This window comes from Planococcus wigleyi (assembly GCF_014836985.1).
Classification (GTDB): domain Bacteria; phylum Bacillota; class Bacilli; order Bacillales_A; family Planococcaceae; genus Planococcus; species Planococcus notacanthi.
On sequence record NZ_JACSPU010000001.1, the window covers coordinates 759,745 to 782,186 of the forward strand.

General features: G+C 45.4%; 24 protein-coding genes. 23 read left to right on the forward strand and 1 reads right to left on the reverse strand.

Annotated features, from left to right (window positions below; genetic code table 11):
- The first annotated feature begins 4 nt into the window (after positions 1 to 4).
- The gene (locus tag H9630_RS03540) at positions 5 to 2,227 is read left to right on the forward strand and encodes a phage minor head protein (RefSeq protein WP_191714089.1); all 2,223 of its coding nucleotides are present in this window, start codon (positions 5 to 7) and stop codon (positions 2,225 to 2,227) included.
- 30 nt (positions 2,228 to 2,257) lie between these two features.
- Here the strand turns inward: H9630_RS03540 and H9630_RS03545 are convergent, their stop codons facing one another.
- Positions 2,258 to 2,533, reverse strand: coding sequence for a hypothetical protein (locus tag H9630_RS03545; RefSeq protein ID WP_191714090.1), 276 nt, complete (start codon positions 2,531 to 2,533; stop codon positions 2,258 to 2,260).
- Positions 2,534 to 2,604: 71 nt separating this feature from the next.
- Here H9630_RS03545 and H9630_RS03550 point away from each other — a divergent pair, with 71 nt between their 5' ends.
- The 22 genes from H9630_RS03550 to H9630_RS03655 all read left to right on the forward strand — a co-directional run bounded on the left by H9630_RS03550 (position 2,605) and on the right by H9630_RS03655 (position 22,441).
- Complete coding sequence (locus H9630_RS03550; protein ID WP_191714091.1) at positions 2,605 to 3,828, forward strand: hypothetical protein; 1,224 nt, start codon at positions 2,605 to 2,607, stop codon at positions 3,826 to 3,828.
- Positions 3,828 to 4,217: a hypothetical protein gene (locus H9630_RS03555; RefSeq protein ID WP_191714092.1), complete on the forward strand. Its 390-nt coding sequence runs from the start codon at positions 3,828 to 3,830 to the stop codon at positions 4,215 to 4,217. The genes H9630_RS03550 and H9630_RS03555 overlap by 1 nt, the downstream gene beginning before the upstream one ends.
- Positions 4,218 to 4,230: 13 nt before the next feature.
- On the forward strand, positions 4,231 to 5,322 hold the full coding sequence (locus H9630_RS03560) for a phage major capsid protein (protein WP_191714093.1): 1,092 nt from the start codon (positions 4,231 to 4,233) through the stop codon (positions 5,320 to 5,322).
- Between the two features lie 13 nt (positions 5,323 to 5,335).
- The gene (locus H9630_RS03565) at positions 5,336 to 5,668 is read left to right on the forward strand and encodes a hypothetical protein (RefSeq protein WP_191714094.1); all 333 of its coding nucleotides are present in this window, start codon (positions 5,336 to 5,338) and stop codon (positions 5,666 to 5,668) included.
- 1 nt (position 5,669) lies between these two features.
- Positions 5,670 to 6,083 (forward strand): head-tail connector protein, encoded by a 414-nt coding sequence (locus tag H9630_RS03570; RefSeq protein WP_191714095.1) that lies wholly within the window; start codon positions 5,670 to 5,672, stop codon positions 6,081 to 6,083.
- Positions 6,080 to 6,451, forward strand: a complete 372-nt coding sequence (locus H9630_RS03575; protein ID WP_191714096.1) for a hypothetical protein — start codon at positions 6,080 to 6,082, stop codon at positions 6,449 to 6,451. The genes H9630_RS03570 and H9630_RS03575 overlap by 4 nt, the downstream gene beginning before the upstream one ends.
- Positions 6,444 to 6,854 (forward strand): hypothetical protein, encoded by a 411-nt coding sequence (locus H9630_RS03580; protein ID WP_191714097.1) that lies wholly within the window; start codon positions 6,444 to 6,446, stop codon positions 6,852 to 6,854. Before H9630_RS03575 ends, H9630_RS03580 begins: the two co-directional genes overlap by 8 nt.
- 11 nt (positions 6,855 to 6,865) lie before the next feature.
- Positions 6,866 to 7,219, forward strand: a complete 354-nt coding sequence (locus H9630_RS03585) for a hypothetical protein (protein WP_191714098.1) — start codon at positions 6,866 to 6,868, stop codon at positions 7,217 to 7,219.
- Between the two features lie 12 nt (positions 7,220 to 7,231).
- A complete protein-coding gene (locus tag H9630_RS03590) occupies positions 7,232 to 7,465 on the forward strand; it encodes a hypothetical protein (protein ID WP_191714099.1) in 234 nt (77 codons plus the stop codon).
- 2 nt (positions 7,466 to 7,467) lie between these two features.
- The gene (locus H9630_RS03595) at positions 7,468 to 8,280 is read left to right on the forward strand and encodes a hypothetical protein (RefSeq protein ID WP_191714100.1); all 813 of its coding nucleotides are present in this window, start codon (positions 7,468 to 7,470) and stop codon (positions 8,278 to 8,280) included.
- A 27-nt stretch (positions 8,281 to 8,307) separates the two neighbouring features.
- Positions 8,308 to 8,799 carry a hypothetical protein gene (locus H9630_RS03600; protein WP_191714101.1) on the forward strand — a complete coding sequence of 164 codons (492 nt, stop codon included), beginning with the start codon at positions 8,308 to 8,310 and terminating at the stop codon, positions 8,797 to 8,799.
- 182 nt (positions 8,800 to 8,981) lie between these two features.
- Entirely contained in the window at positions 8,982 to 9,119 is a 138-nt protein-coding gene (locus tag H9630_RS03605; RefSeq protein WP_191714102.1) for a hypothetical protein, read from the forward strand.
- A 43-nt stretch (positions 9,120 to 9,162) separates the two neighbouring features.
- Positions 9,163 to 13,386 (forward strand): peptidoglycan DD-metalloendopeptidase family protein, encoded by a 4,224-nt coding sequence (locus H9630_RS03610; RefSeq protein ID WP_191714103.1) that lies wholly within the window; start codon positions 9,163 to 9,165, stop codon positions 13,384 to 13,386.
- A complete protein-coding gene (locus H9630_RS03615) occupies positions 13,386 to 14,198 on the forward strand; it encodes a phage tail family protein (protein ID WP_191714104.1) in 813 nt (270 codons plus the stop codon). The genes H9630_RS03610 and H9630_RS03615 overlap by 1 nt, the downstream gene beginning before the upstream one ends.
- Before the next feature lie 17 nt (positions 14,199 to 14,215).
- A complete protein-coding gene (locus tag H9630_RS03620) occupies positions 14,216 to 16,054 on the forward strand; it encodes a hypothetical protein (protein ID WP_191714105.1) in 1,839 nt (612 codons plus the stop codon).
- Between the two features lie 86 nt (positions 16,055 to 16,140).
- The gene (locus H9630_RS03625; RefSeq protein WP_191714106.1) at positions 16,141 to 17,346 is read left to right on the forward strand and encodes an O-antigen ligase family protein; all 1,206 of its coding nucleotides are present in this window, start codon (positions 16,141 to 16,143) and stop codon (positions 17,344 to 17,346) included.
- Between the two features lie 74 nt (positions 17,347 to 17,420).
- A complete protein-coding gene (locus H9630_RS03630; protein WP_191714107.1) occupies positions 17,421 to 19,703 on the forward strand; it encodes a prophage endopeptidase tail family protein in 2,283 nt (760 codons plus the stop codon).
- A gap of 4 nt (positions 19,704 to 19,707) precedes the next feature.
- The gene (locus tag H9630_RS03635; RefSeq protein WP_191714108.1) at positions 19,708 to 19,938 is read left to right on the forward strand and encodes a hypothetical protein; all 231 of its coding nucleotides are present in this window, start codon (positions 19,708 to 19,710) and stop codon (positions 19,936 to 19,938) included.
- A 65-nt stretch (positions 19,939 to 20,003) separates the two neighbouring features.
- A complete protein-coding gene (locus H9630_RS03640) occupies positions 20,004 to 20,429 on the forward strand; it encodes a hypothetical protein (protein ID WP_191714109.1) in 426 nt (141 codons plus the stop codon).
- A 14-nt stretch (positions 20,430 to 20,443) separates the two neighbouring features.
- Complete coding sequence (locus H9630_RS03645) at positions 20,444 to 20,710, forward strand: phage holin (RefSeq protein ID WP_191714110.1); 267 nt, start codon at positions 20,444 to 20,446, stop codon at positions 20,708 to 20,710.
- Positions 20,710 to 21,810 carry an N-acetylmuramoyl-L-alanine amidase gene (locus tag H9630_RS03650; RefSeq protein WP_191714111.1) on the forward strand — a complete coding sequence of 367 codons (1,101 nt, stop codon included), beginning with the start codon at positions 20,710 to 20,712 and terminating at the stop codon, positions 21,808 to 21,810. The genes H9630_RS03645 and H9630_RS03650 overlap by 1 nt, the downstream gene beginning before the upstream one ends.
- A 238-nt stretch (positions 21,811 to 22,048) precedes the next feature.
- Positions 22,049 to 22,441 carry a hypothetical protein gene (locus H9630_RS03655; RefSeq protein WP_191714112.1) on the forward strand — a complete coding sequence of 131 codons (393 nt, stop codon included), beginning with the start codon at positions 22,049 to 22,051 and terminating at the stop codon, positions 22,439 to 22,441.
- Position 22,442: the final 1 nt, after the last annotated feature.

Below are 22,442 nucleotides of genomic sequence, written 5' to 3' on the forward strand. Positions count from 1 at the left end.
GTGATTGGGATTCTGGGACTGGATTAAACCCAAGAAGGAAGAAGCATCCGAAGAAGAAATCAAACGCCAAGTAAGAGCGGCTGCTACTCTCGGTAGTGTTGCTCGAACCAAACAAACAGCACACAAGTGGGAACAGCAGTGGGGCCTTTACGAAAAGGTATTAGGCCGCAAATCCTACAGCTCGAAGGAAGTCATTGAAAGCTTGAGAGTGATTCGGGATTTAAACCCGGATGCAAGTATGGCTATCTGGAACCTGCAGCGTTTAGTGAACAGCGGCTTTGAAGTAGAGGCGATTCGACCAGATGGAACAGTCGATGATGCAATGACCGAGAAGCTGGAAGAGTTGGCCAAACGTGTCGGACCGTTATACGGCGGCGGTATGGATCAATTGGTTGGCGTTTGGACACTCGCAGGTTATACGAGCGGTGCCTTTGCTGCAGAAGTGGAACTGAATGAGCAGCTGAATGATGTGGTGGACATCCATGTAGTCGAAGCCACGTCCATCGATTTCATGAGCAACAAAGAAAACAAAGTGGATATGGTGCAACGACAGTCTAACGGATCACTTAAAGTGATGAATCCGGAGACTGTTTTTTATTATCCTCTAGATCCCGATATCGGAGATCCATATGGCCGGTCGCCGCTCCTGCCGATTCTGCAGATTGTCTTTTTCCAGACGCAAGTTCTGAAGGACCTGCAGCGGGTGATTCATCACCAAGGCTACGAGCGGTTCGATATCTCCATTGTGGAAGAGAGTGTCATGCAGGCTTTACCGGATGAAATCAAACATGAACCCGAGAAGGTAGCGGCATTTGTGCATCAGTTTGTTGGGGATATGGAGAAGCACTTCAATGAATTAGAGCCGGACTCTGATTTTGTTCATACCGATTCTGTAAAGATTACTACGACAGGCGGAGCGGGTGGCAAATCCATGGACGCGACCAAGGTTATTGAAGTGATCAATCAGCAAATCGTTTCCGCTTTGAAGATGCTGCCGATTCTATTAGGCCGCAATGAAGGTACAACTGAAACACATGGGACCGTCCAATGGCAAATCTTCGTAGCCGGTGTGAAAAGCATCCAGCGAACGATCAAGCGCCTCATGGAGCGGTCTTTTAACGTTTACTTGCAGATTAAAGGCTTCCAAGGACGTGCGAAGGTGACGTTCAATGATTTGCCTGTCAGAAATGAGATGCAAGAGGCCCAGGCTGAACAGACGCGCACAGCTACCAAGCTCACGCAAGTTCAGAATGGTTGGATTGACAACAATGAAGCTGCGAATGCCATTGTTGGCCATGATGCAGTCGGTCCCGCTCCAGTTGCCGGCAATCCGATACTCAATTCATTCCGGCCGCCGACAAACGCCGCTCGAATGATGGGAAAGAACCGAGCCGGTGATGAAATCGAAGAAGGCGCAGAGGCATTCATCGGCGAAACGGTAGAGCCCTGGGTCGAACCGGTAGCAGAATTGACGGATAAAGCGGAAGAAGCTTTTGGCCGTTTCTTGGAATATCAGCGCGAACTGTACATTGAACGAATGAGGGAAGCCGGTACACCATTAAGTACCGCCCAGGAAGCCATTGAACAGTTTCAAGACTGGGTGGAGGCAAACATCCTCTACGACAGTTCGGAGCAGCTGTCTTTGTGGAATGAGCTTGGATTTGAATGGACGGCCACTGCTGCCATCACTGCAGGAGAGATAAACGCCTTCGACTTTGATGTCGATATCTCATTCAACCCGCAAGATGAAGTGCTTCTGCGTTCGCTCAGTGACCGCTCCAGACGTTCAGCCGAATTGATTCAAGACGCCACTGATCAGCAAGTCATTATGTCCTTGTGGGATGTGGTTGCGGATGGCCAGTACAGCATCGACAAAGCGACGAAGGTCTTGCAGGAGGACAACAACTTCAGCAAAGCCAGAGCACGCGTCATTGCCCGTACGGAAATGCTCGGAGCGGCTCGGACTGGTCAGAATGATTCGGACCGTCAGAGCGGGATTGTCATCGGCAAGATTTGGCGTTCTGCTGTACAAGACCGGACGAGAGCCGGGCATAAAAAAGCGGATGGCCAAGTCGTGGCTTTTGATAAACCATTCAAGGTTCAAAATGGCAAAGGGGAAACAGAAGAGCTGATGTATCCAGGGGATTCTTCTCTCGGTGCATCGGCTTCTAACGTGATTCAATGTCGCTGCTGGTATAAGCGGATTCTTGAAGGTGAAGCAATGTAAAAAGCCACTAGAATATCTAGTGGCTTTATTTTATGCTTTTAAACCCTTACTGCTCAACCATGTCCACAAATCATTGGATGCATTTCCATAATAACCAGAACTTACTTTCGTGATAAATACATTATCGTTATTATCCATTGCTGGTCGGATTTTATAATAGATATCTTCAGGGTGAAGATGTGTATCGACGAACCAAATAGATTCTAAATCATGTCTATAGTCGCCAAGAGCCTTTATTGCTTTGTGTAAAGCAGAGTAATCTTGTCCAGGGGATTTTAAATCATAAGTAATTGAGTATACTGCCATATTTTCACCTCACTTTCTTAATATAAATTCCACAAATAATAAGTATATCCTTTGAAAGGAGGTGAATAAATTTGGGGGAAAGCACAGTATTGCATTTGCCGGCACGTATTATCCTATCGCCTGATGCTGCTCCAAGTACCGATGCAGATCTTGAAAAGATTAATCGGCACACATTGGAACCGGTAGCAGCTGCTGATATTTTTACGTTTAGCGGGAACTGCTCAAACGACCGCACGGATTCACATTTTACTCGCATGGATCCGATGACCACACTCCGGAACTATGCTGAGGACTTGAAGAGCGGCGTGAGCCTGCAGGAAGGTCATAATATTTACGTTAATCCTTACGGCCGCTCCTATGACGGCGAAGTCACCACTTTAGGCGATGAAAATGGCGTGTCGAATGCAGTTCGCGGCAGCTGGTACATCATGCGAAACATTTCAGTGAATGGCAATAAGACGGACGACACCATCCGGCAGATCAAAGCGGGAATCATTCGCGATATGTCAGTTGGGTTCTCGGGTGGTTCTTATCGTTGCGGCAGTTGCGGCAAGGACCTATACAATTCGGATTGCCCGCACATTCCAGGGCTCGAAGACGAGAACGGCCGTATGTCATTTGCATGGATTGTGGATGCACGTTTGCGGGAAGTCTCGACGGTCTACAAAGGCTCGACACCTGATGCCTATATCGATAAAGCCAGAGAGTATATGCAGCAAGGTCAAATGGAATTAGACAAAGTACACAAATTGGAGCAGCAATTCAACGTTCGTTTGGACGATGGAAGCCGCTCCTTTTATATTGCCAACAAGAAGGGAGCAAGATCAACTATGGATTTGTTAGAACAAATGAGAACGGCGATTGCCGAAAACAAAATTGAGAAGCGTTCGATTTACGAATTGCTGGGGACGGAGGGCGAGAAGTTCCGACAGCCCGATGACATTGCTATCCGTAATGAACTTGGAGATGCAGCAAGCGTGGATGGCGTAAAGAAAATGAAAGAAGAAGCGGAGCAGGGGCGCCAGTATGTTACCGATCTAGTCGACAAGGCGGTTGAGGCTCGCGTACGTGCGCAGGGTGAAGGCTTTAAAGCAGAGCCATACAAAAACATGTTGTCCCGCTCTGCAGATATCCAATACATCAAGGATGAAATTGAATCGTGGGACGGAATGACGGAGCAACGCTTTACGCCAGGTCGCCAAACTGAAGCAGAAAAACTGCAAGCCCGTCAGCAAAAGAACACCGATGAAGATGGCGTCATCGTATCAGAAACATATAAAGGAGTTGGGAAGTAATGTTGAATAAACGCGGTGGAATTGTACCTGATAGCTATGGTTTATCACTCACAGTATTTGCGCAAGATGCAACTGCAGCTGCTCCAGTAAAAGCAGGAACGCCATTGAAACTGGCAACAACCGGTGCTTATCACGCAGTTAAGGCTGCTGATGGAGATGCGGTTCAATTGGTAGCAAAACACACAGTCACGGATGCTGACGCGCCACTTGGCGTACACGCATATAACTTTTCTCGTAATGCAGAGTTTCCATTTACTGGAGCGGTTGCGGTTGGGGATTCGATTGTAGCAAATGGCACGGGCGGCGTTAAAGTGGCTGCAGCACCAAACGGTTCATACGTAGCGTTAGTAAATACAGCGAAAGGCACAGTAGAAGTACTGTTGCCATAATGGAGGGGAAATAATGGAATTCAAACACAAGATCAAAAACAGTCGTGGAGACGTTATTCAATTAGCAAACGGTTCGGAACTAAAATCAGCAATTAAAGAAGCAGCAGGAGCGGATGGCCGTATTGCCGGACAAGCCACTGATCTAATGAGCAAAAACAGTTCTGCTACGTTCCGCGCTTACCTGGACCATCAAGGTATTTCGGTGAAAGACGCAGTTCGTTCATTAGGGTTTGCAGATGTCGGTCCGATGCAAGTTCGTGCTCTATATGAGAACGACAATACAAAGCCGCTCTTTAACGCAGTATTGGAAGATGGGTTCCGTGAAGGGTATTTGGCTGCAGGTCGTGCGAACGAATTGGTGGCTCAAACAATCTCAATGGATCAGATGGCGTATCAGTACTACGAAATCGAGAACAAAGACAATGATGATTTAGATCTTAGCCTTATCGGTCAAGGTGCGCCGATTCCGGTCGTTACAATCAAGCTGGATACGAATCACACTATCTTTGTTTACAAACGCGGTGGCGGTATTGAAATCACTGACGAAGCCAAGTCAATGCGTTTCGATATGCTGGCATTGCACCTTCGCAAGCGAGGATTGCAGATGGGCCGCACAGATGAAAAACTGGCGATTCATCGTTTGCTAAACGGCTACTTCAAAGATGGTACGGATGCTGCTCCAACAATTGGCGTGAAAACAGCGAATGACTGGAAGATGTCCGATATTTGGTATGCCGCTCAACACGCAGAACAAGAATACGGATTCACTTATAACCGCGCAGTCATGAACTTAAAAACAGCTGAGAAGTGGGCAACCATGAAAGAAGACAATGGTCAAATGATCTTCTTGAACGAGCTGAAGAATGGCGATATGCCGGATATGCTTCGCATGGCGCCGTTTATCTCTAAAGACATTCCGGACGACCGTGTCATGGTAATGGATACGCGCTTTGCTCTTGCGAAATATGAATACAAACCATTCTCTGTTGAGAACGAACGGAATGTGAAAACACAAGTTGAGGGTTCATATGCAACCGTCACTTCAGATTACGTACCGTTTGATAAGAACGCTCGAATGATCATTAAACTTGATTCAATCCGCTAAGGAGGGAAGCCTAATGGCTAAAATCGATACAGCAATAGAAATCGTGGAAGAGTTCCCAGACAAGGGCTACGAGGCACATAAACTTGCTGCTGACAATACTCAAACTGAATTGGAAAAGCTGCAGGCCGAGTTGAGAGCGGAAGAACCCGCTCCAGCTACTCCGCCTGAAGAACCCGAAGAACCGGAACCAACAGCCCAAAAGAAATACCGCCTTAAAGATCCAAAGACTTCATATCAAGAAGTTGGTTTCACATTAGCTGATGATCAGGAGAAAGAGCTGCCAGAGAATCCATCGTCATTCCTGACAGGCCGCATTAAGTCCGGATTTATCGTTGAGGTGAAGTGATATGGCATTTGCAACTGTTGCTGAAGTAAAAGAGCGGGTTGCCTTTGATGAAATCAATGAAATGGCTGAGGTTAAGGTAGCGGATTTGATTGAGCGTGCGGAACGGTGGATTCGAATATTCGCCGGCCGCAACTTTGCCGAAGAGACAGATCCAATCACACTGGGAGATCTTCGGAGAGCCGTTGTGCTGCTCGTTGAGTACCTGTGGTTCCAAGACCAGCCGGATATGAAAGAGGAAGCGTTTGACAATGTGCAGTCAGAGAAAATCGGCTCGTATTCCTACACAAAGAACGCAAAGCCGGGTGAATCAACGGGCGTAGCGGAATTGGACCAGATCCTTTATTCGCTACGTCCTTCTGCTGCGCTCAAACCGCTCTTCTTCTCCACATTCGGAGCGGGTGGTGGGACTCGATGAGTCTTCGCCGCTTATTGATTCACCTTTGTACGACCGTAACGCCTGGTCAACAGGTAGGCGAAACCGAATACGGCAAACCGATCTATGGAAATGTCACGAAAGAGAATGTACCTTGCCGCTCCGATTTAGTTCGGCAGTTCAAGTCTTCGGATATGTACGGCACGGATGCCATGACGACAAATATGCTGTTTCTGAAACCGGATGAAACCTTTTCGGAGGAGACGCGGTTCTCAAACATCCGTGACAAGCAAGGCAACATTCTTCTGGAGGGCACCTATTCGGTGGAGGATAGCAAGCCGGCTTATGGTCGCAAGCTGCTCCATCACCATGAAGTCTCTTTGAAGAAGGAGAGTGATTCAAATGGCTAGTGGTGCATTGAACTTCCACTTTCAAATGGATCAAAACATTCTAAGGAATTTCGATGATACGCAAATGAAAGCTGCTCGGGAAAGAGCGGTTGAAGCAGCGGGCCTGGCCTGGGCGGATGAAACGAAAGAGATTGTTCGAGAGGATAATCACATTGATACCGGTTTATTCGTTAATTCCATTGGCTACGTGACGACTGGCGGGACAGTGCCTGCAACAGCAAGTGATGTCGTCAATGAGATGACTTCTGAGCGGGACAAAACGACATTGAAAATCGGTTCGTCCGTCGTCTATGCCGCTCCGTTAGAAAAGAAATACAACATCATGGCACGTGGACTGGATCGAGCTCAAGAGCGGATGCAGCGCGTGGCTGATACGCAACTCAAAAGAGACTTGAGACTATGAGGAGGGGTTAAATGATTGATTACAAGGATCCAATTCCTCCAGTCTATCGATTCTTTAAAAACAATACCGATGTACACGTGGACGCGAACACCTTTCAATCCAATATCACAGAGGGCCTGCTCGTCCGCTCTGCGGGCGGTGTAGGCTTTTCTCGTATCCAAATGATCTATCGTTCCAAGGATGAAGGAGCGGCCATGGCAGGGCTGATTGCTTGTATGAATTTACTGGAGCGAAATGCTTCAAGTATCTCTGAATTAAAAGGCAGTTGGGCTGAACGGGACGGGAATCCGATTCCCTCAAAGGATGAGGAGACCGACGCTTTTGAAGCGTGGGTGTACATGAGATTAGAACACATCGAAGCATAGGAGGAATTGACAATGGCAGAAGCAAAGTTGGAAAAGAAAGCACCGGAGCAGCGCAAAATCGTTTGCAAAGGACCGAAAGATAAAGGTAACGGGGCATCCGCTCTTCGTTTACCACATTTAAGCAAAAAGGATAAGCCGTTTGATATTAGCCAAGGTCAAACGCTTGTGGTCCCTCGGGACATATCCGAAAAAGATGCAGATAAATTGTTGCAGATGGATTCTTGGAAATTTGAGGAGGTTAAATAATTATGACTGATATTTTTAATGTAAATTCAAAGAACTTTGTAGGTGGTCCCGGACGTTTAGTGGTGGCGGATATGAGCATTGAAGCACCAGAAGCAATCTCAGATGTCATGTCGACTACCGCTCCATATAACTTGACGAGTGGATGGCGTGATCTTGGTGCTACTAGTGAGGGCATTGCTATTTCTCGTGGATTCGAAACAGAAGATTTCATGGTTGACCAGGTAATGGGAGCGGCTGACACGGATGTGACTGGCTATAACCATACGCTATCGACAAACTTGGCTGAAAACACAGTAGAAAACCGCAAGTTGGCTTTGGTAGGTGGTCAAATTATCGAAACAGCAGCTGCAGTAGGTACGGAGCAGGCACTTGCCGGTGCACTGGCAGCAGGCGCACTTAAAGTGACACTGACGACTGAAGATCCTCAATTCAAAGTGGGCGGATGGATTCAACTTGCTGGTGGCGAACTGAAGAAAATCGCTTCTGTAAACGGTGCAAGCATCGGACTGGAAGTAGGAGTCGAGAAAGCTTATACAGTTGGCGATACCGTGGCTCCAGTCATTTCACTACCGACCAAACGAATTGGTTACGGTACGGATGGCAACATTCCGGAAAAACGTTATGCGTTGATCAGCCGTCGCAAAGACGGAACTCTTTATATGGCCGTTATCCGCAAAGCGAAAGTAACCGGCGATGATAAAGAGCAAAGCTTCAGCAAAGAGAAACGTCTATTGCCGCTCTCGCTTGCTGCATACCCAGAAGACGGGGCACCACAAAGCGAAAACGTTTATTACGAAATCGAAGAATCCATTTAATCATAAGAAACGGGAGGCTATACAGCTATGGCAAAGAACAACCTAAAATCATTGGATATTACTGAAACGATCGGCAGCATCACTTTAACAGATGGGGAGACGTCAATTGACGTCCCTCGTTTATCTATGAGCAAGATCATCCAAATTGTGAAATTCATCGGCACCGACGGAATTCGCATTTATAAGCAAATGCGCGAGCTGCTCATGAACGACGAGCTTTCCACTTTTGACCGACTGATCTCTGTTGTAGATGAATTGAAGGAAGAGCAAGTCATTCGCATTATGGCCATCATCTTGGGCGTTGAAGACAAAGAAGCATTGAAGTTGGATCTTAACGAAGTATTGGACGTACTTATTATTCTTTCTGAAAACACCAACCTTGATAAAACTTTTACTCAAGTCCGGACTCTGGCGAAAGTAATGTTCAAAGTGGAAATTCCGGACTTCCAGACACTGATCCAAGAAAGATTCCCAGCGGCGACGGAAGAGGAAACAGTAGCGGCGGAAGTGAGCGCTTAACGTATGACGGGTTCATTGATGAGCTCATTAAGCAAATCGGCTTCGTTTCTTCTCATTACCGCTATACGGAAGAATACGTCTTAGAGCACACTCCTGAGTGGCTGAAGCGTAAATACGAACAGGCACTTGAGGAGAAGTATTCGACGAGCAGGGAGCGGTCGCTGGAAAGCTACAAGGGGCTGATGCTGCTTGCTGATACGTTATTCAATCAAGGCAAAGGATTCGATGAAATTGTTCCTTCCTTTGGAAAACTAACTAAAAAAGAAGTGGAAACCAAGCAAGAAGAATTTGTTGGTGGAAATTGGTGGGAGTCGGAGTAAGTTATCCGGCTTTTTTTAATTCCCCAAAGAAAGGAGGAACCAAATGGCAACTGTAGGAAGAAGCAATATCGAAATCACAGCGGATACGAGCCGAGCCCGTAGGTCGCTTGGTGATTTCTTCCGGGAAGCTGAAAACGGCGGTAGAAATCTAGCCCGCATGTTCAATACGTTGGATCCCTTCTCCCGCATTGAACGGGATGCCCGAAACGCTTCCGGCGGATTCAACAATGTTCGCGATGCTGCAGGGCGTTTAAACTCCGATTTGAACAACTTGGGCGGTCGCAATAACTTGGATGAGTTGAATGGTGACTTGTCCGATGCCGAACGGAATATGGATGATCTGCACCGGAGTACGGATGATGTGGGCGATGGATTAGACGATGCGTCGCGGGATATGCGCGATTTTGGAAACACTGCTGAACGCGAGACCAGTAATGCAGAAGGATCTTTCGGCAAGATGGCTGATACTGCGAAGAAAATCGGTGGTGTTTTGGTCGCTGCTTTTGCGGTTGATAAGGTAGTTGAATTTGGAACGGAATTAGCGGCAACTGCCGGAGCAGCGGAGGCATCGAGAGCGCAATTTTCAACGGTCTTTGGAGATATGGAAGGCGAAGCAGCCAAACGTCTTAGTGCAATCGGCGGGGAAGCAACCATCTTAGAAAATCGTATGAAAGACAGCTTCACGAAAATCGCAGCATTCGCTAAAACTGGCGGCATGGACACGGCTGACTCTTTGGATTTGGCTGACCGCTCCATGCGTGCTGTAGCCGATTCTGCTGCCTTCTATGACAGAAGTTTAGAAGATACGACGGAATCTTTGCAGTCATTTCTTAAAGGGAACTACGAAAACGATGCTGCTCTAGGGCTTTCCGCTACTGAAACGACACGAAATAGCGCAGCTATGGATCTGTATGGGAAGAAGTTCAAAGATTTAAGCGAAGCACAGAAGCAGTTAACGCTACTTCAAATGGTCGAGGACGCCAACAAATTAACGGGCGCACTTGGTCAAGCTTCGCGGGAATCAGATGGCTGGGAAAACGTCGTCGGGAACATGACACAAGCCTGGACAGACTTTAAAGGGGAAATCGGTGCGCCAGTCCTGAAAGTAGCAGTCGCTGGAATAAAAGGCGTCACAACAGCTGTTCAAGCATTGAACACGGAAGCCATCGGAAACGGTATTGGAAAAGCATTCGATTATGTCTCCGGATCCATCAAGAAGGCAAAAGATGCACTTGCACCATTTATTGATGGCGTCAAAGGGATTGCCGGCGCGATTAAAGGGTTAATGACCGACGATGGACAAGCCGGCCGCGACATTCTGAAAGGCATGGGCTTCTCGGAAGAGACCATCATGATGCTCGATGGCTATGCTGCAAAGATTGCCGAATTCAGACACAAACTGAGTGACTTCCTCGCAGGCATTGGAGGGTTATTCAAGGATGATGGGCAAGCCGGGAGGGACTTCCTTGCCAGTTTAGGGCTCTCAGATGATGCGATTGCAAAGATTGACGCATTCGCTGCCAATTTCTCTGCAGTCAGAGGAAGATTAAAAGAAACAATCGGTGGGTTCAAAGAGCTGCTCCAAGGCGACGGAGCCAAAGGCCGAAGCATCCTGGACGGTTTAGGGTTTACCGATGGGTTTATTCAGACAGCTGATGACATCGCGCTCAAACTGGTTTCGGTGAAAAATACGGCTTTGGATGTATTCGGAGCGATAGCGAAAGTTGTGGAATCTCGTGGTCAAGTTATTCGTGAGGTTATTACTGCAGCACTGATTTTAATTTGGCCACCCGTTAAATCTGCGCTATCAACAGTACTTGGATTTTTAGGGGAAACGATCGGGAAAATAGTTGATTTCTTTAAATCGGATGGTGCTCAAATTGTTCAGGCGGTAATGAATTTAGGGAAAATTATAGGCGTAATTTTTCTAGGAATTTTTAATGTCATTCAATTTATCATGCCTGCGGTGCTGGCCATAATCCGCTCAATTTGGAAAAATATAGAAGGTGTTATATCTGGAGCGCTAGATATTATAATGGGCGCCGTAAAGATTTTTTCTGGCCTTTTTACTGGAGACTTCTCGAAAATGTGGGAAGGGCTCAAGCGGATGTTCCTTGGAGCGGTTACGTTCTTATGGAATTTCGTGCAGTTGACGTTCTTCGGGAAAATACTTGGTGGAGCAAAATTATTCATTCTTTCTTTCCGCGGATTCTTTGTGAGTTTATGGCAGGGGATAATTTCGCTCTTCAAGGGAAACACAACGGCTGCTTTAACTACAATTTCGACAGCCTGGCAAAGTATACTCCGTCTAACACGTGAAGTTTTTTCGAATCTGTCTGGATTTTTAGTGAATACCTGGAATTCCATCCGCTCAATAACGACGGGATTCATAAATGGGATCAAGGTCATTTTTACTTCGGGCTGGTCAATTATCCGAAATACAACGACTACAATTTTTCGTGGAATTTGGAATTTCTTGAATGGATTATTTGTCATTATTCGAACGGGAATCCAAGCCTACATTAATTTTTATGTTCGTTTTATAACAACAGGATGGCGTGCAATAGCTACGACAACAACAAATATTTTCCGAGGAATCTGGACATTTTTATCTGGAATTTTTACCACTATAAGAAATTTTATTTCTTCAAGCGTATCAGGAATTCTTTCAAAAGTGCGCGATACCTGGTCGGCTTTACGAAACAGCACATCAAATACATTCCGGGATATTTATAACGGAATCAAGTCGCGATTCACCAATATTGTTGACTTGGCCAAATCTTTACCTGGCCGAATCGGTGACGGAATCGGTTCGATGGCATCGAAAGTGACTTCTGGAGTCACCAAAGTCATCAATAAACTGGCTACGACTCTAGGAAAAGGTGTTAATGGCGTTATCGGCGGCATAAACTGGGTGCTAGGCAAAATCGGTGTAGACAAGGATATTCCAAAATGGGAAGTTCCTCAGTATGCCAAAGGAACGAAAGGCAATGGCAAGCATCCAGGAGGCCCTATGGTCGTTGGAGACGGAACAGGCACCAATGCTGGTCCCGAACTAATTAGAATGCCAGATGGCCGACAGATGCTTTCTCCTTCTAAACCCACGCTGATGCACGGAGATAAAGGTACGGAAGTTTGGTCTGCAACCGAAACTCGCAAGATCTTAGAAGCAATTCCTCATTATGCTTTGGGTGACAAAGTGCGTAAGGCTAAAGATTGGCTTGGCGAAAACGTGTTAGAACCAGCTAAAAGCGTAGGGAGTAAAGTGGTTTCGGGTGCTAAGAAAGTTGGCGGTACAGCGAAAGACTGGGCGGTTGATATTTTTGATTACGTCAAGAAGCCAGGCAAGCTGCTCGACTTAGCGCTTAGTGCCATGGGCATTAAAGAGCCTGAAGGCGGCAGCTTCATCGGAAACATTGCCCGCGGTGGTTGGGGCAAAGTTAAAGAAGCCGGGATTGATTTCTTAAAAGGAAAGCTCAATGACTTTGGTGCAAGCCAGAGCGGTATTTCTTTAACTGGCGGCAACGGAGGCGGATTCGGTCCTCCATTCCGTTTCACTAGTGGACCTGGGCCGCGTAACACGGGTATCCCAGGTGCTTCGTCGAATCACAAAGGCTGGGACTGGGCCGCGCCGATTGGAACGCCGATTCCTTCCGTAACGGATGGCGTGGGGCACAGAACAGGATGGCATCCGTTAAGCGGTAACTTTGTCGAAGTGCGAGACTCTTCCGGCAAGATTCACCGGTACCAGCACAATAGCCGCAACATCATGAAAGTCGGTCAGCCTGTACGTAAAGGTCAGACAGTCGGTTTGGTTGGAAACACCGGTGTAGGTTCGGGAGCTCATGTTCATTACGAAGTGAAAAGAGGATATGCAAAAGGCGGCATCATAAAAGCGAAGCAACTCGCTTGGCTTGCGGAAGAAGGAATGGAAGCCGTGATCCCACTTGTCACAAACCGCGATAGAGGTATTGACTTGTGGAGAAAGGTTGGCCAACACTTCGGATTTGATATGGATGCTATTTTCAATCAAGGTCAAAACCAAATCGACTACACAGGTTCTGCAGTATCGAGCATCGTCAACAAGGTGCCAGGTACGAATGGATCACCAGTAGCTGCTGGCTCTGGCCTTACCTTGAACGTAGAGGTTAAACCGTCTCCGGTGTATCTGGATGGGCAACATTTGACAGATATCATATTTGACCATGTGGATTCTCGTTTCGTTCGACAATCGGAAATTGACGACATATTTAAGGGGAGAGAATAATGAATCTAATCAGCCTATTTGATGCAGCTGGCAATAAAATAGATGTTTCGAAATACGGTCTGACCGGTTCGGGATTGGTCATTCCTTCTCCTTCTTATCGAGAGGAGCGGGATTCCACTCCTGGACGACCAGGAGACATTCTATTGGGCAGAGACTTGGAGCCGCGGCAGCTACGAGCGCCGTTCCGAGTGAAGGCCTATGACTATGAGAGTGCACTGCTGGTCCGTGACGAGCTATATGCGCTGTTCTCTAAGGCAATGTATGTCGGGGAAACCAAACAGCCAGGGAAGTGGTGGAAGGTGCGAATGGTTGAAGGATTTACGCCGGTACGTGTCAGCCCTACAGTCTTCAAGATTGATGTTCCATTGCATTGCGAATCCGGTATGGCCGAGTCATTCGGGACTACAGGCGACGCTTTAACATGGGATGTCGACAAGTGGCAATGGGGAATGGGCTTATCGCCCGATGAATTTGGCTATGAGAAATCAGCGAGCCGGTTTATCATTCACAATCCTGGAACTGAAACGGTGAATCCGCGGTTCATGCCGTTGATCATATCGCTGAAGGGAGTAGCTGCTTCATTTGTGGAAATCATCAATCACACGACTGGTGAAACCTTTTGCTTCAATGGCGCATTGAATGCTTCAAACACGTTATCACTGAATGGCGTCCGACCTCTCTTGGACGGACTGTCAGAACTGCGAAGAACCAATAAAAAACTAATTACGCTCGCACCGGGCGCCAATGACATTGAAGTCAAAGGCGTTGCGGTGGAGCGTATTTTCTTTGATTTTAGATTTTATTATGTATAAGGATGGTGGTGAGAAACATGCAACTTAATCGAACGCCTAGTGCCTTAACCAAGACCGATCGAGATAATTTGAACAAGAACTGGGATTTGATAGAAGAGGAAGTCAATAGAATTGGCCCTGCTCGCGCACTTGCTGAATTAGCAAAGATTTCAGCAGAGCAAGCACATTCGGGATTAACTGCAGCAAATAAACGGATTGATACCGTAGCTAGCGAGGCAGCAAATATTGCTTATGAGCAAGTGGTAGACGCTTCCAAACTAATTTGGAAAGAACCAGTGGGAGCATTCTCCAATCTTGCTACTGCATATCCGCAACCGCAAATTGGATGGGCAGCACAAACCACCTCAGACGGCGCTGTTTATCGATATGACGGATACACGTGGAAGAAAATTCAGCAAGTTGATGCTGGCCCAGTGAACGCTTTGGATACTCGGCTTACCGTACAGGTGGAAAACACAGGGAAAGAAATTTACAAAAGCAAAGAACGTTTGCGGAATAACTTCACCGTTGCCTCCGAAAAGAAAATACCTGTTGTGACGTTTCTTGATGATGACTCAAGAACGGGAGTTTATACTAGGTTAAAAGAAATCTTCATGAGTAGAGGCGTGCCTTTTTCAATTGCGGCGATCACAGGGCGACTTAATGATGCTCACCATCTTACACCGGAACAAATGCACGAATTGGTGGATTTATTAGGATGCGAGATAATGGGTCATACTTTCACTCACCCTACAGGGAATAACGGACTACAGGAATTCATGAATGACTATTCTCGACTTGAATATGAAATTGGCAACGGTTGTAAGGATGTGTTAATCGCAAAAGGATTCGATGTTGATGGATTTGTATATCCACAGGGAGGTCATAGTTACGATATTCGGGAAGTGACTAAGAAATACTATTCCTACGCCTTCGCGGGGGTGGGGATTAACGATACGGATTTAATGGATTCAATGGCGATTAAACGAATTGCGTTCGGCTTTTCTGCTGAGTTTAACCCAACCATTAATGGAAACAGCGAAAAAAATACATTAGCTTATTATAAGGCTTGCGTAGATTACGCTGTTGCTAATAACGGATGGTTGGTGTTCATGACTCACGTAAACGCGCACAGTCTTGAAGAGGATGTAATTTTAGGCCAATTGATTGATTATATTAAATCTATTAATGTGCCTGTTTTAACTGCCAGAGACGGTTACAAAATTCACGGAAATAGATATTTCGCTGGAGATGTTGAAACAAACAATTATTTTATCATCAACAAGGACAACAAAGTTTTGAACAGTGAAAGCGGATTGAAAATAACTGAAATCCAGTTCAACAGCAAAACTTTGGCGGATCCGATTGACTCGTATGAGAAAGGAAGCATCACCTTCATGCGAGTCACCAATGCTCATGCTTCCGCGAACGGTTTTCCTTCCGGGGTCGGTGGTTATTTGGTGACGTATAAGATGCACGAATCCAATTCCCTGTATAACCGACAGGAGTATTGGCCATTGACGAATCCAGACACATATACCCGGCATCTGAATGGCTCCAACAATACCTGGAGTGAGTTTTTCGTGACGATTAATTCGCGAAACATCGCCGGTTTCAATCCAACAAAGAAGGCAAGGCTTGCGGTTCCGGCAATTACCGTGCCGCCTAATTCAACCGCAGATATCACTGTACCTCTTGCTGGGATTACAGCCACGAATACGCAAATAAACGTTAGTCCATCCTGGGGATTGGATCCAGGACTGCTGAGCGATGCGTTGATTATGGCAAACGACCAAGCGACAATCCGCGTACTAAACATCACCAGTACTGAAAAAACCGTGACTGCTCGGAATTGGGTTTTCACTTATATGACATAAGTTCCAAAACTCAGGAAAACATTGCCTAATACATTATAGATATATATAATTACACGTATATCTCTATAAGAAGGCTGTGAACATTTTTGAAAATAGTATTTGTTTCGTTGTTGCTGGTTTTGTTTTTCTTTAGTTCTTATCGAATGGTCGGAGAAAATGTTGCTGTAGGAGCTTATGGCGCCTATGCAACATATCTGTTAATAATAACCGCCCTTCTGCTTTTTAAGGTGAAAAAGGTGGAGTTCAATAAATCATTGCTGATACTAGCTGGTTTATTCTCTTTTACCGCCATGATGTCTGCTTTTTTTAATTCCGAAATCGGATTATTAGTTCAATCAGTCATCTTCTTCTGCTTGTTTTTATCAACAACTGTATTGCTTCAAACCTATTTTAAGGGGACTCTCGGTAAGATGATTGTGCTTACACTTGTAATCGCGCATGTTCCATTAGTTTTAATACCTTTATTGACAGGTGGAATGGTGATGTTTCCATACAGAGGGATTTTCGATAACCCCAATTCTTTCGGAATGGTTACTGCTACTGTTTTTTCTGTTTTGCTAGGTGCTTTGCTATCGAAAATTGATAGAGTTGTATTCTATAAAGAAAAACCTTCTAAGTTAAATATACTCATCTTTTTCGCTTTGGCGGTATCTAGTTTTTCATTAATTGTTATCTCTGCAAGCAGAACGAGTTTCACAACTGCGATAATATCTACTTTCGCAGGGTTGGCAGTTATGTTTTTGTTTTCTATAAAACATAGAAGAGTTCTAAAAATGACTTACAAGTTGGTTCTCAGCTTACCTTTCGTAGCTGTTTTTTATTTCTTGATAAACAAAGTAATACCAGTAAACCTTTATGTTCAAGCTGTTATTTTCAGCAAGTTCGAACGAAAAAGTGGAGATTTGTTAGATGGAAGAACTAGGGTGTGGATAGAAACAATTAGAGATGCCAATCCATTTGGTCACGGTGAACAATACTTTGAAAGGCAAATAGGCTTAGGTGCTCACAATACTTTCATCTATATCATTGGAGTCTATGGTTGGATTCCCTCTATTTTATTCATTTCTTTCTTTATTGCGGCTTTGTATTATTGTATACGTTTCGTATTAAATTCTGATTATGAATATAAATATCTGCCGTTAATAACATTGATAACGTTCTTAGGGTTATCGATGGCAGAAAATCAAATGTTTAAAATAGCGATGATCGTGGCTTTTGCCTGTTTAGGGCTTGCAGCTAACAACAAAAAAATAATTTTAACTAAGAGTGCTAAGGACCATACTGTCCGGTAACAAAAGCTAAATAACCAAACCAAAGAGTGTCCAATCGGGCGCTCTTTTTTCTATGCAGAAAAAGAGGTGAAAACATGCTGTCAGTCCGGAATCTAGCAGGACAGGAAGAATTATTAACCGACTTTAAAGCGCTTAACCGGAGTAAGAAAGTCAATGGAGAGAAGATGCTTACGCTTTCTGCATTCCCAACAGAAAATAACGTTCATGCTTATCCGTTGATAGAGGAAGAATCAATCATCACCTTCAAAGACGAGGAATACGTCATCAAAAAGTATGGCGGACGTAGCATAGGCAATACGTTCATGAAGCAGGTAGACGCTATCCATAAATTCTTTCCGGACATGATGGACAACCGGCAGCGGAAAGTTCATAACGGATCCATGACGTTTGCAGCTGCCTGTCAGTTTGTCTTTGAAGACTCAGGCTATACCTTCGCAATCATCGACACCTTTAATGCTAAGGAGTTCGAAAACTTCGGTGGCAACAATCGACTGGCTTTGCTGCAGACGCTTCTAGATCGCTTCCAAGCAGAAATGGAGATTGTCGGGAAACAAGTTCGATTCAAGAAGAAAATCGGCGTGGATACAGACTTCCAGTTCCGTTATGGCCATAACATCAAAACATTCAGTCGGGATGTTGATACGTCCAATCTATCCACCTATATTAAAGGATACGGGAAGAAGAAAGAAGAAACCGACGTCATCAGCGGCGTCAGTATTCCTTATGGCAGCCGCGCTGGAACATACTTCACAGAACCCGGATTAAATGTCCTGGCAACAAATAAGGAAGGCGCCATTTTCAGATTTTCCTTCACAGGTACTGGATTTGATTTTGATGCCATATTGACCAAGCTTGGGGGCGTATGGGAGTTTTCTATTGATGGCTCTCAAGCCGTTAAGGTTTCGACCTATAAAGATCTATCACGCGAAGACAAGGTGATGCCGGTCATTCGTGGTCTTGAGCATAAACTGCATAACGTGGTGGCCACATTTGTGGGGGCTGATACGAAGAATCCTTATACGAAAGGAAAAGGAGCTCCGGCGCCGATTGCTTACCTGAAGAGCGGGAACATCATCAAGCTCTATCGGGAACTGGTAGGGGACGAGCAGTATATGGCCGTTGCTGAATACACCAGTCCCAACGCAGAGCTTTACGGGATACGGGATGCAGGTGACTTTGAGGATGAACGATTTACTACTAACGCAACCTTATTAGCCGAGATTAAGAAGCAGCTGCAGGACACGCCAGAGCTTTCTTACACCATTGACTTTGTGGATTTACGAGCTGCCGGTTATCCTAATCCGTCACCGAATGAAGGGGACCGAGTCTTCACCATTTATGAGCCGATGGATGATTTGGAAGTTGAGACTCGCTTGATGGAAGTGAACGAGGAATTTGTTCCCGATTGGGATACGCCAGGGGAAGTAAAGCCGATCCGCAGCAAAGTGACATTGGCCAACTACACCAAGACGTTCTCCGGCACTATGTACAGCAACGTCCAGAAGACGCTCAAGGGAATCGTGAACGATGATGGCATCATCAAATACAACGTCTTGGACGAAGCAGTCCGCTTGGCTACGGAGGCGATTAAGTCTGCTCAGACTGAGTTGGAATTCATCAATGGCATCACAGGCCGCGATAAGGAAGACCCTAATCTTCTTACTCGTTTCACCAGTCGAGGTGTGGGTGTTTCCAGTGATGGAGGAAATACGTTCCCTGATGCCATTACAGGGCTTGGTGTAAATACAACCCTATTGACTGCCGGAGCCATTCACACGAATAACATCGCCATTATCGGAGACAGTTTATTCTTCTGGGATGGTAGTGGGTTCCATTGTATCGATCCGAACGATTTGAATAAGTACGTGAAAATTACGGGTGGCCATGTTGACATCAAACGAGGTGCGCTAACGGTGGAACGGCCCGATGGATACAAAATAATCAATAACGGCATGAGCGTATATGACGTTAATATCCAATCAGCTACACCGGCATTTAAAAGCGGGTCTGTTGGGATTGAAGGCTATTATCTGAGAACTGCTATGGAGTCTCCGCAGGATTGCGATTTCTACACGTATGAACACAAGGCGCGCTATTTAAAGGTACGGGTAAATTTAGTCGCCACTGCCGGCGGAACTGCAACTGTCTCGATTGAAAAAGGATCTTATGCTCTCGGGAATATTGAGGTGCTCGCGAGTTATTCAACACAAAGTGACAATAGAGAGACCTCGCATACTTTCACCGTCGATTTAGGCGTTCCTCAAGGTGGTGAGGGAAGTTTTTATATTCGCTTAAAAACATCAAACAGCGCTTATCCGGCACTGGTCCGGGTGAGTAGAATGTGGCTGGAGGGCTGAGAATATGGAGACGGAAGATTGGCAGATTTATTTAAACGTAAATGAAACCGGCAATGTGGTTGATGCCGAGTATGGGGAGAAAATTATTCCTGCGATTGAGTATCATTATTTCTTTTTAAGAAGTGAAGAGGTCGCGGCAAACATTTTTGATTACCGAGTAGAGATTGTAGGGAATATCCCGACATTGGTTAAGAAAATACCAGAGACCATAGAGGAAGAAATCAGCGCTGAATAGGCGTTTTTTATTTTGGAGAAAAACAGAGAGAAAGGGGGATTGGGATGCCAGGAGGGGATGGATCCATGTTTAAAACAGTTGAGGAACACGGGCTTTTAATTAATGAAAATATCTTACCCCGTTTAGAGAAAGTGGAAAACATTCAAAATGAGACCAAAAGTGAACTAAAAGATGTGAAAACAGAGATTCAAGGAGTGAAGACGGAAGTAACCGCTGTTCGTAATGCACAGAGCAGCATGGAGCTCACCGTTCTAAAAGACGGACAACACACCAGGGATCTTCTGAATCAATTTGTAAACCATTATTTTGCCACGGATGGCAAGGTCCTGGAGAGCCAAGAGAAGATGATGGAGAGCAAGGAAAAAGTAACCTTACGCAAATTAAGTAAGAGCGAAAAGATATCGATCGCTTTTATCGGCATGTTAAGTGGCGGCGGGTTAGTAGCTGTTTCACCAGTAATTATTCACTTTTTAGATGCTGTATATAAATAAAAGGAGGAATTACATTGAACATCAACTGGAAAGTACGATTTCAACATGGGCCATTCTTAGTGGCTCTTTTTTCATTGGTTTTGATTTTAGCGCAACAAGTGGCAGCTGCATTTGGATACGGAATCACAGAAGCATTTTCGGAACAAGCCACAGGGATTTTTAACACCGTATTAAGCATCCTTGTATTGCTGGGTGTAGTATCTGATCCAGTGACTGAAGGATTTTCTGATTCAAAACAAGCTTTAGGTTACGACGAACCTAAGAAAGCGGGGCGTAAATAATGGCAGTAAATAAAACCGTATTCCTAAAAGCTCAAAAGGTTCTAATCGCCATCGACTGGGGACACGGACCGGGAACGCCAGGGAAAGAAACGCCATACATTCAATCTCTGGGCCGCAAGATCCAGGAAGAAGAGTTTAATATCCCGGCAGCCAAAGCATTAGCAGCTGCATTGCAGGCACAAGGCTTCAAGACGATGTTCACTGCAGATGAAAGCTATGACACGCCACTGGCCACACGGGTTAAGCGAGCGAACGCTGCTGGTGCAGATATCTTTATTTCCATTCACTTTAATGCCATGGGCCATACATTTGGCTATTCAACAGCGAAAGGCTTCTCAGCTCACATTCAGCAGGGCATGAGCAAGACCAGCAGCGCTTATAAACTCGCTTCGCTAATGGTGCAGGAGTTGGCTGCAGGTACGCCGCAAGTCAATCGTGGGGTAGTTTTCCAGCCACTTTACGTGACGCGCTGGACGAACATGCCAGCAGTTTTGGTGGAGCTTGGGTTTATGGATGATCCATTCGAAGCGGGGTTAATGCTGCAGAAATCGTTCCATCAAGAAGTGGCGATGGAGCTGACAAAAGCCGTGAACCGTTATACGGGCCTTCCATACAGTGGTGGCGCCGTCCAAGCCGCCAAGCCTGTTGCACGGGAATATTTGATGTTGGACGATCAAGGCGCTGGCGTTCGTGCCATGCAGGACTATTACAAAAAGGCCGGTTATAAGATTACAGTCGACAGTATTTTTGGGAAAGATACGAAAGCGGTCGTTGTAGCATTCCAAACTAAGTACGGCCTGAAACCGGATGGCGTTCACGGCACCGCAACTGCTGCAAAACTGGCCGAAGTGATTGCGACTTTAGGAAATCCGAAGCCGAAACCAGTAGTAACGCCAGCTAAACCAAACCCAGTTACAAAACCAAAGGAGGAAAAACCAATGGCAAAATCAAACGAACCATCGAAATGGGCTAAAGAAACTATCGACAAGGCTAAAGAAATCGGTGTAACAGACGGCACGAATTTACATGGTACGCCGACACGAGAAGAAACAATCGTTATCGCCATGCGAGCTGCAGGATTGGCGCCGCGTTTAAAGTAAGAGTAGAATAAAGATCGAATAAGAGTGAGATACTAAATAGTATTAATTCAGAAGAAAGCCTAATGACTGCCGGGAGTCGGTCATTAGGCTTTTTTTATTTTTCAAATCTAGTAGAAATTTATCTGATTAGATAGTAAAATTAGTGGAGTTCATAATACTGAGTAGCAATACATAATGACTATAGACTTGACATGCAGAGTGAAACTCTTCATTCATTTATTTTAAGGGGGGATTTGATATGGATAAATACGATGTTACAAAAGCGGTTGAGCGAGGTATTCGGAATGCGAGAGATAAGGAAGAACGTGAACCTTTAACTTGGAATTTCATGTCAGGTGTTTGTTATCTTGGATCCTCAATTATCATCGGTATTGTCTATCAATCATGGCTGGCTTTTTTCGTTTTAGCAGCACTCGGGTTTGTTAGTACAATCTTTTTACCGTATATTGTAACTGTGATTTTCGCGGGAGTGAATGCTCACATCTTTTATATCTTCTTCAGTTGGGTAAATGCTGATAAACAAATCTCTACAGAGCTTTTTTGGGCAAGCATCGGAGCTTTCGTTGTATTCTTAGTTCTTGGTCTTGCTTTTACTAGGTCTTTAAGAAAAGGAAAAGTAAATAGTTTCTAAC